The organism is Comamonas sp. JNW (genome assembly GCF_003105075.1).
GTDB classification, from domain to species: Bacteria; Pseudomonadota; Gammaproteobacteria; order Burkholderiales; family Burkholderiaceae_C; genus Comamonas; species Comamonas squillarum.
Window position 1 is genome coordinate 261,520 of sequence record NZ_QETI01000003.1, and the last position, 12,927, is coordinate 274,446.

11 protein-coding genes are annotated in these 12,927 nt (G+C 63.8%); 6 read left to right on the top strand and 5 right to left on the bottom strand.

What is annotated here, in order from left to right; all coding sequences use genetic code 11:
- Positions 1-43: 43 nt before the first annotated feature.
- Positions 44-961, top strand: coding sequence for a LysR family transcriptional regulator (locus DCO45_RS06820; RefSeq protein ID WP_116925104.1), 918 nt, complete (start codon positions 44-46; stop codon positions 959-961).
- A 31-nt stretch (positions 962-992) separates the two neighbouring features.
- Here the strand turns inward: DCO45_RS06820 and DCO45_RS06825 are convergent, their stop codons facing one another.
- The 5 genes from DCO45_RS06825 to DCO45_RS06845 form a co-directional block, all read right to left on the bottom strand.
- Entirely contained in the window at positions 993-2,192 is a 1,200-nt protein-coding gene (locus DCO45_RS06825; protein ID WP_116925105.1) for a PepSY-associated TM helix domain-containing protein, read from the bottom strand.
- A complete protein-coding gene (locus tag DCO45_RS06830) occupies positions 2,192-4,648 on the bottom strand; it encodes a TonB-dependent siderophore receptor (protein ID WP_207788052.1) in 2,457 nt (818 codons plus the stop codon). Before DCO45_RS06830 ends, DCO45_RS06825 begins: the two co-directional genes overlap by 1 nt.
- 116 nt (positions 4,649-4,764) lie before the next feature.
- Positions 4,765-5,760 (bottom strand): FecR domain-containing protein, encoded by a 996-nt coding sequence (locus DCO45_RS06835; RefSeq protein ID WP_116925106.1) that lies wholly within the window; start codon positions 5,758-5,760, stop codon positions 4,765-4,767.
- A 21-nt stretch (positions 5,761-5,781) separates the two neighbouring features.
- Complete coding sequence (locus DCO45_RS06840; RefSeq protein ID WP_347707640.1) at positions 5,782-6,264, bottom strand: sigma-70 family RNA polymerase sigma factor; 483 nt, start codon at positions 6,262-6,264, stop codon at positions 5,782-5,784.
- A 258-nt stretch (positions 6,265-6,522) separates the two neighbouring features.
- Entirely contained in the window at positions 6,523-6,819 is a 297-nt protein-coding gene (locus tag DCO45_RS06845) for a hypothetical protein (protein WP_116925107.1), read from the bottom strand.
- Between the two features lie 546 nt (positions 6,820-7,365).
- Here DCO45_RS06845 and DCO45_RS06850 point away from each other — a divergent pair.
- The 5 genes from DCO45_RS06850 to DCO45_RS06870 all read left to right on the top strand — a co-directional run bounded on the left by DCO45_RS06850 (position 7,366) and on the right by DCO45_RS06870 (position 12,925).
- A complete protein-coding gene (locus DCO45_RS06850) occupies positions 7,366-8,403 on the top strand; it encodes an aliphatic amidase (RefSeq protein WP_116925108.1) in 1,038 nt (345 codons plus the stop codon).
- Between the two features lie 77 nt (positions 8,404-8,480).
- Positions 8,481-8,963 carry an AmiS/UreI family transporter gene (locus tag DCO45_RS06855; protein ID WP_116925109.1) on the top strand — a complete coding sequence of 161 codons (483 nt, stop codon included), beginning with the start codon at positions 8,481-8,483 and terminating at the stop codon, positions 8,961-8,963.
- 5 nt (positions 8,964-8,968) lie between these two features.
- On the top strand, positions 8,969-9,811 hold the full coding sequence (locus tag DCO45_RS06860) for a CbbQ/NirQ/NorQ/GpvN family protein (protein WP_279324802.1): 843 nt from the start codon (positions 8,969-8,971) through the stop codon (positions 9,809-9,811).
- Positions 9,812-9,824: 13 nt separating this feature from the next.
- Complete coding sequence (locus DCO45_RS06865) at positions 9,825-11,627, top strand: VWA domain-containing protein (protein ID WP_116925111.1); 1,803 nt, start codon at positions 9,825-9,827, stop codon at positions 11,625-11,627.
- 152 nt (positions 11,628-11,779) lie between these two features.
- Positions 11,780-12,925, top strand: coding sequence for a transporter substrate-binding domain-containing protein (locus DCO45_RS06870; protein ID WP_116925112.1), 1,146 nt, complete (start codon positions 11,780-11,782; stop codon positions 12,923-12,925).
- Positions 12,926-12,927: the final 2 nt, after the last annotated feature.

Below are 12,927 nucleotides of genomic sequence, written 5' to 3' on the forward strand. Positions count from 1 at the left end.
ACAGACACCAGCATTTCGATAAACTCGTGCAAAAATATCGAATATGTTGAGTCTGGAAGATTTACAGCTTCTCGAAGCGGTGCGTGCCACGGGCAGCCTGTCGCGCGCGGCTGAGCGCCTGGGCAAGGCTGCGTCCACCGTGTCCTATGCCGCGCGCCAGCTGGAAGAGCGGCTGGATGCCCTGCTGTTTGACCGTGCGGGCTACCGCATCGCGCTCACGCCAGCTGGCTTGCTGCTGGTGGAGCAGGGCGCGCAGCTGCATGCCCAGGCGCGGCGGCTGACGGAGCGGGTCAAGCAGGTGGCGCGGGGCTGGGAGTCGGAGCTGCGCATCGTGACCGACGAGCTGGCCAATACCGAGGCACTGCTGCCGCTGATCGCCGACTTTGATGCGCTCAACAGCGGCGTGCGCCTGCGCATTGCCCAAGAGGTGCTGGGCGGCACCTGGGAGGCCCTGCTGGACCAGCGCGCAGATCTGGTGGTGGCTGCCACGAACGAGCCGCCCGCGATGGCGCATCTGCAATGGTTTGAGCTGGCGCAGCTCGAATGGGTGTTTGCCGTCTCGCCGCGCCACCCGCTGGCACGCAAGGCACAAGACGGGCGGCCCCTGTCGGTGGAGGCCATTGCCGCGTACTGCTCGGTCGTGGTGGCCGATACCTCGCGCCTGGCGGTCGCGCGCAGCTATGGCGTGCAGACGCACCAGGAGCGCCTGGCCATGCCCAGCATGCGCGCCAAGATCGCCGCGCAGGTCGCGGGCCTGGGCGTTGGCTGGCTACCGCTGGAGAAAGTGCGCGATCACCTGGCCCAAGGCAGCCTGGTGGCCCTGGCCACGCAAGACCCGCGCGAACCCAACCTGCTGTTTGTCGGCTGGCATTCGCACCGCGCGGGGCCCGCGCTGCAGTGGTGGGTGGACAAGCTGCGTGACCCGCGCCTGGTGGGGCCATTGCTGCATAGGAACTTTTGAGTGCATTTGTCCGTGGCTGACTAAGCCAAGCTCAGCTCTTTTTACGCGCGGCGCGTTTGCGCAACCAGATCAACACCCCCGTCACACTGAGCATCGCCACCCCCACGCCTGTCAAGCTAATCAGCAGCTTGTAGGCCAAGCCGCCGACGCTGGCCATATGCAGGTTGCTGATCCAGGTGATCAAGGTGTCCGCGCCCGCCGTGCCGGTCGGGAACCAGGTGGCGACCAGGACTCCGCTGTCGCCGTCCATAAACAAGCGGGTGCTGCCGCCTTCGTCCTTGATGTCCAGGCTGCTGCGCACGTCGTAGCGGTACAGGCCCAGTCGGGGGTCATAGGCGAAGGAGCTTTCTGCCAGCACTTGGAATTGTTGTTGCTGGGCCAGTTGCTGCATGAGGCTGTGGGCCTGCGCGTGGGCGGCCTGCCAATCCAGCGCGGGTTGCCACAGCGGCGTTTTGCGTCGGGGCAGTTCGGCGGTGCTTGGTTGCTGCGCGCTGAAGGCCCGCAGGACCGGGTCGTGCCACTGCGGCAGGTTGAGGGCAAAGCTGCTCCAGGCCAGCACGAGCAGCAGCGGCCACAGCCACAGGCCGCCCGCGCGGTGCAGGTCGAAGGTGGCACGCCAGCGGCTTTGCATGTCCAGCTTCCAGGCCCGCGCCCAGCGTCCCAGCCAGGGGCGCTGCGTGCTCTTCGCGTTAACCGGCAAGGTCAGCCAAAAGCCAATGACGCTATCGACCATCCAGAGCAAGGACACCAGGCCCAGCACCCAGGTCCCCACCGCTCCGAGCGCCAGCGAATAGTGCAGGCGGTACAGAAACGGCATCAGGTTGCGCCAGGTCTGGGTGATGTCGCCCCAGCGCCGTTCGCCCAGGATCTTGCCGCTGGTGGGATCGACAAAGACCTGGTCGTTCTCCAGCGGCCCCTTGCCTGGCAGTGGGCGCAGCATAAAAACCATGGCCTGGCCGGGCTCCTGCGCCAGGGGCACACGCACGGCCAGGGCATGGGGGTGCTGCGCCTGCACCTTGTCTCGCAGCGCCAGCGCATCGATGGGCTGGGGGCTGGCGTCCTGGGCCGTGGTCCGGAACCAGTGCGGGTTCAGCGCCGCATCCAGCTCGCCGTTCCACACCAGAAGGCTGCCGGTCAGCCCGGCCATGACCAAGAAGGCCGCCAGGCTCAGGCCGGCAAGCCGGTGGGCCACGACCAGCCAGCCCCGCAGCGTGGCTTTATGCCGTGGCATCACCAGCGGTAGGTCAGATTGGCGCTGGCCTGGCGGTCGTCACCATAGTGGCAGATGGCGAACTCGCATTGGGTGAACTTCTTGTCCATCAGGTTGCTCACATTGACGCTGAGATCCCAATGCGCGTCAAAGCGGTAGCCCAGCAGCGCATCAACCACGGTGTACGCGGGCATGCCGGTGGCAATGCCTGATGCGCGGGTGCTGCCCTTGTAGCGTGCGCCGGCGGCCAGGCGCAGCTGTGGCAGGCCCCAGGAGGCAAAGTTGTAGTCGGCCCAAAGAGCGGCTTGGTGGTAGGGCGTGTCTTCGCTGCGCTGGCCGATCTCGCTGGCAATGGTGCTGCGCGTGATCTTGGCATCGGTATAGGCATAGGAGGCGATCACGCTGAGCGCCCGCGAGACTTCGGTTTTGGCTTCCAGCTCCAGGCCGCGTGAGCGGACCTGTCCCGTCTGGCGGTAGCTGTTCTCGCCAGCATCGAACTTCAGTACATTGTCTTGCACCAGCTCGTAGATGGCTGCGCTGAGCAGGGTGCGGCTGCCCTCGGGCTGGTAGCGCAGGCCGGCTTCGTACTGCTTGCCCGTGGTGGGCCGGAAGCTCATGCCCGAGACTTCAGACACCGACACCGGGAAGAAGGATTCGCTGTAGCTCAGGTACGGTGCCAGCCCGTTGGGCGCCTTGTAGACGACACCCAGCCGCCAGGTGTTGGCGCCATCTTTTTGCTTGGCCTGGCTGCCGTCGCGGTGTGCGGTCTGGTCCTGCTGTGCCCAGTCGCGGCGCAGGCCTGCCAGCACGGTCCAGCGGTCGTTCAGGCTGACCTGGTCTTGCAGGTAGAGGCCGGCTTGCGTGGTTTTGCGGCGCGAGCCACGGTCCAACGCCGAATCGCGGTTCACGGTGACGGGCTGGCCATAGTTGTAGCTGCCGAGGTTGATGGACGAGGTATTGGCGCGGAAGTTCTCCGAGTCATAGTCCATGCGGTAGAGGTCCAGGCCGACCAGCAGCTTGTGGTCGGCACCCAGCAGTGGGCGGTTGAACTCCATGCGGGAGTCCGAGACCAGGCCCTTGGCATGCTCGCGCCGGTCACTGTACTGGCGGCGCAGCACACCGGTGGAGGCGGCCTCGGCAATGGCTGCCGCACTCGTTTGGGCCTGCAGGTAGTTCCAGGTGACCTTGGATTCGAAGAAGCGCAGGCTGTGGTGCAGGCGGGTGTCCGCGTTCAGTGCATGGCTCAGCTCATAGCCCAACGTGAACATCTCGCCCTTCATCTTGTCGTAGTCGGGCTCGCCAATGAAGTCGCCCCGGCCAATGAAATAGGGGCCCTTGCCCACGCCCTCCACCAGTTGGTAGGGCAAGGGTGCAGAGAAGCGCGTATTGGTCTTTTGGTAGAAGGACAGCAAGGTGAGCGAGGTGTCCGCGCTGGGCCGCCAGGTGAGGGCGGGCGCGATGTAGAGCTTGTCGTCCGGGATGTAGCGGTTGGCGGTACCGCTGTCGCGGCCGAGCATGGTCAGCCGGTAGTCCAGCGTGTCACTGCTGCCCACGGGGCCGCTGAAGTCTGCCGTCAGCTGGCGGCGGTTGTGGTTGCCCAGCTGCAAGCCCAGCTCCCGGATGGGCTCGGACGTGGGGCGCTTGCTGACCGCGTTCACCACCCCACCGGGCGACAGCTGCCCATAAAGCACCGAGGCCGCGCCGCGCAGCACCTCTACCCGTTCCAGGCCATAGGGTTCCTGGATGCCGTCGTAGGAGTTGCTTTGCAAGCGCAAGCCATCGCGCATCGAGCCGCTGTTGGCGGACTCCACATCCATGCCACGGATGCGGAAACGGTCGGCCGTGCGGCTGAAGCTGGTGGGCTGGGTGGTTACGCCCGGGGTGTAGTTCAGTGCCTGCGACAAGGTCTCGGCCTGGCGGCTGCGCAGTTCGTCATTCGTGATGACCGATACCGACTGCGGCGTATCGATGATGGCCGTGTCCGTCTTGCTGCCCGCCGTGGCGCGCCGCGCCACATAACCCGACACGGGGCCGTTCGCACGTTCTGTATCCATTGCAGCGGTGACCGTCACCGCTGGCAAGGTGACGGTGTCCTGCGCCACCGGCGGTTGGGGGCGGATGGAGATCGTGCCCGGCCCGCTGCGCACGGACACCAGGCCGCTGCCCGCCAGGGCGCGGTCGATGGCCTGCTGCAGGCTGAGGCCGCTGGGCACTGCGGGTGCGGTTTTGCCCTGCAGCAGCGCGGCATCGGCCCCAATGGCGATGCCCGTTTGCCGAGAGATGGCGTTGAGCGTCAGCGCCAGGGACTGGGCCGGTACAGCGGTCTGCAGGCTTTGCTCGCTAGCAGGCGCCTGGGCCCAGGCGGTGGGAGCCATGCCAAACACGGTCAAGGTCGCGGCAGCCGTCAGCGCTGCGAAGGCCAACGGGGATAGAGCAAAGAATCGCGCGCTGCGCGCTGGCAGAGAGGGTCGGGTCATGAGAAGCTGCTTCCAGTGGAGGGTTTCCAGCAGAAGACCAACGAAGGGCTTCAACCCTGACAAAAATCCCAAAAAATATTTGTAACTGCGCCAAATGGCGCTGCGCGAGGGCGCAGTCAGCGCAACTCCACGCTGACATCACCCGCGCCATTGCGCAGCACGCGCACCGGCAGCATGTCGGGCAGGCCCGTCAAAAAGGCCTGGGGCTGGCGCAAAGGGAAGCTCCCTGACAGCCGCAATTGCCGCAGCTGCGGATGGCTGCCCAGCCGCAGCGGGCGTGCCAGGTAGTCGTTCCATTGGTCCAGCACCTCGTCCAGCGGCGTGTTGTGGAACACCAGCCAGCCGCTGCGCCAGGCGCCCACGCTGTCCGCAGGTACCTGCAAGCGCGGTCCCAGGCCGCGCTGGTCGGCCGCAATCGCGTCGCCGGCTGTCAGCGTGACCGGCGGCGCGGCCTTCATGTCCACGGCTGCACCAGGGCGCTCGGCAGGCCATACCGCCACCCGGCCTTCTGCCACCGCCACCCGCATTTGCTGCTCTCGCACGCTGACGCTGAACACCGTGCCCAGCACGCGCACGCCACCCCAGTCGGTCGTCACGCTGAAGGGGCGGTCGGTGTCCGGGGCCACGCGGAAGCGCATTTCACCGCGCAGCAGTTGCACCTCGCGGCGATCGCGGTAGATGGCGATCCGCGTGTGGGTGTTCGGCGCGAGGCTCAGTTCGGAGCCATCGGGCAGGCTGAGGTCGCGCTGCTGCGCATGTGCGGTCTGCAACTCTTGTTCAAAAACTGGCCGCTGCCAGGCCCAGCGGCCACCGCCCCAGAGCACCGCCGTCAAGCCGCCCAGGCTCAGCAGCCCCAAGGTATTACGCCGGGCGCGACGGGAATCCTGGCGCGAAGGGGGCGGCACATTGGCTTGCAGATGGCTGCCATCGGTGCTGGCCCACAGGCGCTCGGCGGTCTCCAGTGCGGCCTGGCATTCGGGGGAGCCGGTACGCCAGTGCGCTGCCAATTCCTGCTCGGCCGCCAGCGCTGCATCGCTGTTGCCCTTATGGACGCGGCCCACCAGCAGCAAGGCTGCTTCCACCAGTTTGCGAGGGGGTTCAGAAGATGCCATGGTCTTGCAATGCTTGCGTTCTCAGGCGCGAGAGGGCGCATATGCTGCGCAATCCAGGATGCCGCGCATGACATGCCTTTCAATATTGGTTTCGGTCATGCCCAGGTGCTCGCCGGCTTCCCGGTAGCTGAAGCCGTAGATGCGTACCAGGATGAACACATCGCGGCGTTTGCGCGGCATGGCTTCGAGCCGCTGCAAAAACAGGTTCAGCTGCTCACGGGCCATGGCCGTGCTTTCTGCGGAGGGTGCACTGGTCGGTGCGACCAGGCTCAGTGCATCCAGCACGCGCTGCTCGGCCAGCCTGCGGTTGGCCCCGCTGGCTGCCAGGTTGCGCGCCGTCTTGTAGAGCAGGGCGCGCGCATCCAGCACCGTTCCACCAGAACGCTGCATTGCATAAATGCGGGTATAGGCACTTTGCACCAAGTCGGCGGCGACATCACCGTCACCTGCGCTGCGTGTGAAATACCGCAGCAGTTCTCTGTAGTAGCGCTCGGGCACGGACACACCTCAGCCGGAAGACAAGAAGAGAACTCCTGGCTTGGCTGAGACCGCCGGGGCGGATCTGTTGCTGGGGAGGAGAGAGCCGCGATTGTAACGGCTTTGTAAATGGTTGCTATTTAGCCCTGCGACCTTGGGTGGAAATTCCCGGCTTGCCCTAAGGTTGGCGGGCAAAACGCCGGGTTCTGCGTTTGTGAGGGAAGGGCGGTTTTTTGGCCAATCAGCGCTGGCAGCAGATGGGCTGGGCTCTGAGTACCCAAGCCATCAAGGCTCGCGGAGCATCTGAGAATATTTTCTGTATCCCCACGCCGCTGCAACGACCACGCCAATGCCGACGCCCCAACCCACAGGCACCCCCAAGCCGAAGATCAGCAGAAACATCAAACCAACGCAGACCAGGGCAATCCACAGCAAGCTGACGACATCAAAATGCGCGACCGCCATGGCGTCATCGGCGATGTCGCGGCTGGCATGGCCTCGCTTTTCGCGCTGGCGCCTGAGCACCAACACATCGGCGAAGAACTCCGCAACGCCGGCGAGAAGATCGGTGACAAGGCTCATGGTGGAAGAGATTCCCTTGCGATGCTATGGAGGGATGGTGCTATCGGCAGATGGTTGGCCAACTGCTGCTGGTCACGATCGCGAATGTAGCCGATAAACAAGAAGTCCGATGGGCTCGATGCGGGCCGTTGCACGAAGATGCGCCACGGATTTGTTCCAGGCTCGCATGGTTCTTGCCCATTTTCTCGCTGCGCGGCTCGCCAACTACCACCATCGCTCAAACGCTGCAACCGGTAGATGTTCTAGGCAGCCATGGCCACAATCGCTCTAACATGGTCTGGCGGCGGACAAACGCCACGCAGATTTCGTTGCAGATATTGACATCAGCTGCCAAGGTTGCCAGCGCAGATGTCCGGCAATAAAGCCCGAATCGATTCATTCCAGAGTCGATTCGGGCTTTTTTTTGTTCGTTTTTTGGTATTCCCGTTTTTCGGACCAGGCCTTTGGTTCGCTGGCGGAGCTTTGCCTACGCTGCTTTGAAACCCCTGCGCTGCGGCTGCCAGCCGGACAGGTCGCACTTTTTTCTCATTAACTTGGAGCACAGCCATGAGACACGGAGATATTTCGAGCAGCAATGATTGCGTAGGCGTAGCGGTGGTGAACTACAAGATGCCACGCCTGCATACCAAGGCCGAGGTACTGGACAACTGTCGCAAGATCGCTGACATGGTGGTGGGCATGAAGCGAGGGCTGCCGGGCATGGACTTGGTGGTGTTCCCCGAGTACTCCACGCACGGCATCATGTACGACTCCAAGGAGATGTACGAGACCGCCTCTGCCATCCCCGGTGAAGAGACGGCCATCTTTGCCGATGCCTGCCGCAAGGCCAATGTCTGGGGGATTTTCTCGCTCACCGGCGAGCGCCATGAGGAGCACCCCAACAAGGCGCCCTACAACACCCTGGTCCTCATGAACAACCAGGGCGAGATCGTGCAGAAATACCGCAAGATCATGCCCTGGGTGCCTATCGAAGGCTGGTATCCCGGCGACTGCACCTATGTCAGCGAAGGTCCCAAGGGGATGAAGATCAGCCTGATCATCTGCGACGACGGCAACTACCCGGAGATCTGGCGCGACTGTGCGATGCGCGGCGCCGAGCTGATCGTCCGCTGCCAAGGCTATATGTACCCGGCCAAGGAGCAGCAAATCCTGGTGTCCAAGGCCATGGCGTTCATGAACAACACCTATGTGGCTGTGGCCAATGCGGCGGGCTTTGACGGTGTCTACTCCTATTTTGGCCACTCCGCCATCATCGGTTTTGACGGCCGTACCTTGGGCGAGACCGGCGAAGAGGAAATGGGCATCCAGTACGCGGAGCTGTCCAAATCGCTGATCCGCGATGCACGCAAGAACGGCCAGTCACAAAACCACCTCTTCAAATTGGTGCACCGCGGCTACACCGGCACCATCAATTCTGGCGATGGCGACAAGGGCGTTGCTGCCTGCCCCTACAGCTTCTACAGCCAGTGGGTCAACGACCCCGAAGGGACGCGGGAGATGGTCGAGTCGTTCACCCGCACGACAGTGGGCACCCCTGAATGCCCGATAGAAGGAATTCCGCACGAAGCGCCCCAGCACCGCTAAAGCCGCAACCCCAGTCAGTGGGCATGGCCGCCCGGTAGCGAGCAGCCATGCCATCCGATAAAAAACAAGGAGACAACATGCTGGGTATTGCACTTTTTTTCATTGGCGCGGTGCTGATCGTCAACGGTGTGGGCCTGAGCGGCCGCATCGACGCGCGGGACTCTGCGCCTGTCAATCTGCTCGTGGGTTTGCTGGCCTTGTTCCTCAATGCCATGGGCATGCTTCGTGCAGATACGGACGCTGGTTATTTCGCTGCCGCAGGAGGCCTGCTTTTTGCATTCACCTACCTGTACCTGGCGGTGGTGCAGTGGTGGGCGCTCAAAGGCGTGGGCCTGGGTTGGTACTGCCTGTTTGTGGCGGTCAGTGCGCTGGCCTTTGCCGCCGCTGCCGGTGATATCCGCGTCATCGCCATGTGGCTGGTCTGGGCGAGTCTGTGGTTTTTCTTCTTTCTTGCGCTGGGGCTCGGCAAGCAGCTGCGCTTTCTGGCGGCCTACACGGTGCTGGTGGGCATTGTGACCTGCTGGATTCCAGGTTTGATGTTGTTGATGGGGAAATGGTGAACATGATGAATGCAAAAGACCGTCTGCATGCCGCCCGCGGCGATGACCCGCTGGCCGAGTACCGCATGGCCAAAGAGCCGTTTTACCGGCCCGCCCGCAATGAGATCGCGCTGTACGAGCAGGCCTACCGCCACCGCATGCCGCTGATTCTGAAAGGCCCTACGGGCTGCGGCAAGACGCGCTTTGTCGAGCGCATGGCCTGGGCGCTCCAGCGCCCGCTCATCACCCTGGCCTGCAACGAAGACATGACCGCCTCTGACCTGGTCGGTCGCTACCTGCTCGACGCCGATGGCACGGCCTGGCATGACGGGCCTCTCACCATGGCCGTGCGCTACGGTGCCATCTGCTACCTCGATGAGGTGGTGGAGGCCAGGCAGGACACGACGGTCGTCATCCATCCGCTGACCGACGCGCGGCGCGTGCTTCCCCTCGACAAGAAAGGCGAAGTCGTGCATGCACATCCGGATTTTCAACTGGTGGTCTCGTACAACCCCGGCTACCAGAGCAGCGCCAAGGACATGAAGCCCTCGACGCGCCAGCGCTTTGCCGCGCTGGAGTTTGACTACCCCGATGCCGCCACCGAGTCCGACATCGTCGCGCACGAAGCGGGCATAGAGCCTGCGCTGGCCGAGCGTCTGGTTGCGCTGGCCCACAGCACGCGCGCGCTCAAGCACCATGGCATCGATGAAGGCGCCTCCACCCGCATGCTCATCTACGCCGGCTTGCTGATACGCGATGGCGTATCGCCCGCCGACAGTTGCGACATGACGATCACGCAGGCCTTGACGGATGACCCCGACACCACCGAGGCGCTGAAGAAACTCGTGCAAGCCAAATTTGGTAACTAGGACGCACACCGCCATGGCACCATCATCCGCGCCTCTGTACAGCGAGCGCTCCGCCCCCACCTGGATCGACGACGACACACCGGCTTTTGAGCGCCTGACCAGGCTGGCATCCTGTCTGGCGTTGACGCAGGTGCAAGTCCATCCGTTGCAGGTTGCCAGACCGCATCAGGAGGCGGGGGGGCTTCTGGGGGGCGCAGCGGCCCCGCCTGCCTCCGCGCAGCGTGCCATCTTGCTTGCTGCAGATGGTGGAGCTGCATCGAGCGCTGCACGCTTGATGCTACCGCCGCTGCATGATTTGCCCGAGGCCGAGCGTGCCCACCGGCACACCGCCATGGTGGCGCACGCTGCGGCGCATCTGCTGCATTCACCCGCACGCCAGCCCAGCCAGGCCTTGAAGCCCATGGGCATGGTGCTGGTCTCGGCGATAGAAGATGCCCGCGCAGAGCGCCTGTTGCTGCGCGACTACCCCGGCGTAGGCCCTTGGTTCCAGGCACACATCGCGCCCGAGCCCGAGGCGGAAAACCTGGGCTTTGTCGCCTTTATGGCCCGGCTTGACCGGATCTTGCTGCTGGCGGACAGCCACAGCGGCAACCACTGGGTCAACAAGGCGCAGGAGCTCTTTGAAGGCACGGTGCAAAAGCATGGGCTTGAAGACTATGCGGCATTCCGCGCCATCGCCTCCATCCTCGCCAATGACCTCGGCCAGATGCGGGTGCGCATGGACCCACAGCACTATGCCGGGCCCACGCTCTACCGGGATGACAACAGCTACCTCTGGGAACATCCCCAGTCGCAAGACAACCAGGACGAGGCCTTGCAGCTGCCCCAGACGGCCGCGCAACGGCCACCGGCGCCTATCGGAAATGCGCAACAGCCGCCCAAGCCGGCGCAAACGCCCCAGGCGGCCGAAGAATTGGAGATCGCCCGCTTTCACTATCCCGAATGGGACTACAGGAGCGAGCACATGAAGGCCGATTGGTGCCAGGTGGTCGAAAAACTCCCCGCGTGGCAGGGCCTGAGCGAGATCAGCAGTGCGCGCCTGTCCAGTGCCACCAGGGTCGACAGTCTGGCGTTGCCCCATCCCCGCGTGCTTGACCGGCGCCATCGGCTTCGCCGCCAGTGGGAGGGCGATGTGCTGGACCTCAATGCGGCCATCGACGTGCAGGTGGACATGCGTATGCAGCTACGCCCCGACCCGCGCATTTTCATGCGCAGCGGCCAGGGCCCACGCCCCGCCAGCATGTTGGTGCTGCTGGACATCTCTGAATCGGTCAACGACATCGGCCCGCAGGGCCGGAGCCTGCTGGCATTGGAGAAGCAAGCCGCGCTGATGCTGGCCGAGGCGTGCTTGCGCAGCGCCGAGCGTCTGGCCATCCATGCGTTCTCGTCCAACACCCGTGCCGAAGTCAACTACTACCGCTTGCTTGATTTTGGCCAGGCACGCAGCCGCGCCACGGAAGCCATGGTCCACGCCCTGCGCGGGCGCTATTCGACGCGCATGGGCGCGGCCCTGCGCCATGCCAGCAGCCTGCTGCGCAACGAGCCCGATGGGCAGCGCAGCTTGCTGGTGGTCACCGATGGCGCTCCGCACGACATCGATGTGCACGACAAGCGATACCTGATCGAAGATGCGCGGCATGCCGTTCAGGAGGCCAAACGCGCAGGGGTGCGCGTTTGCTGTCTGGCCGTCGATGCACAGGCCGATGCCTATGTGCGCCAGATCTTCGGCTGGCGAGGCTACGACATCGCGGATGAGGCCGTGCAGCTGCTGCCGCGCTTGACCAGGATGGGCGCGCGCCTGGCCGCCGGGCGCTAGATGTGCAGGGCACTGCCCAGCCCTGCACCGATGAGACCGGCCAGCGCCTGCTGCTGCGCTAAGCTGGCTGGCACGCTTTATGCTTTTATGCATTTACCCCGCATCCGCTCCAGTGCCCCAAGCATTGGAGCGGATAGACCAGGAGACAGGTTTTGGCAAACAATGATCCCTTGCGTGTCGGCATTCTCTTTTCGGAAACGGGCACCACGTCCATCATTGGCCAGTCGCAACTGCAGGGCAGCTTGCTGGCCATCGACGAAATCAACAACGCCGGCGGCGTGCTCGGGCGTGAGCTGGTGGCCGTGCGCTATGACCCCGCGTCCAACCCTGCCGAGTACGCGCGCCTGGCCGAGCAGCTGATCATGCACGACCACGTCAACACCATCTTTGGCTGCTATATGTCCAGCAGCCGCAAGGCAGTGCTGCCCGTGGTCGAGAAATGGAACAAGCTTTTGTTCTACCCCACGCTCTACGAAGGCTTCGAGTTCTCAGCGAACATCATCTACACCGGCGCGGCCCCTAACCAGAACAGCGTGCAGCTGGCCGATTTCATGACCAGCAGCTTTGGTGCGCGCGTGTACCTCATCGGCTCCGACTACATCTACCCCTATGAATCCAACCGCATACTGCGCGAGTTGGTGCTGCAGCACCCCGAGGGCGAAATCCTCGGCGAGCGCTACCTGCCACTGGCGGCCACCGAGCACGACTACCAAACCGTCATGGAAGATATCCGCCAGAAGCGCCCTGATTTTATTTTTTCCACGGTGGTCGGAGACTCCACCGCCCAGCTCTACCGCGCCTATGCCGATGCCGGCTTCAACACCAAAGAAATGCCCATCTGCAGCCTCACCACCTCGGAGGCCGAGATCGGGCAAATGGGCTTTGACATCGCAGCCGGCCACATCACCTCGGCACCATATTTTCAGTCGATCCAATCTGCCGCCAACCAGCGCTGCCTGGCCCACCTCAAGAGGCTGTTCGGCGATGACTGCCGCCCCAATCTGTGCTGGGAAGCCTCCTATTTTCAGCTGCATATGTTTGCCAATGCCTTCCGCCGCTCGGGCAGCGACACCATCAGCGAGCTGCTGCCTTACCTGCTGGGCAGCGAGTTTGATGCGCCTCAGGGGCGTGTGCGCATCGATCCCGGCAACCACCACACCTGGGTCTACCCCCGCATTGGGCGGGCCAATGCGCAAGGGGAGTTCACCATATTGCGCGAGGCCAAACGCGCCGTATCGCCGGATCCCTATCTGGTCACCCATTCCTTGGGCGACTGGACGGCCAAGATCGAGGTCTGAGC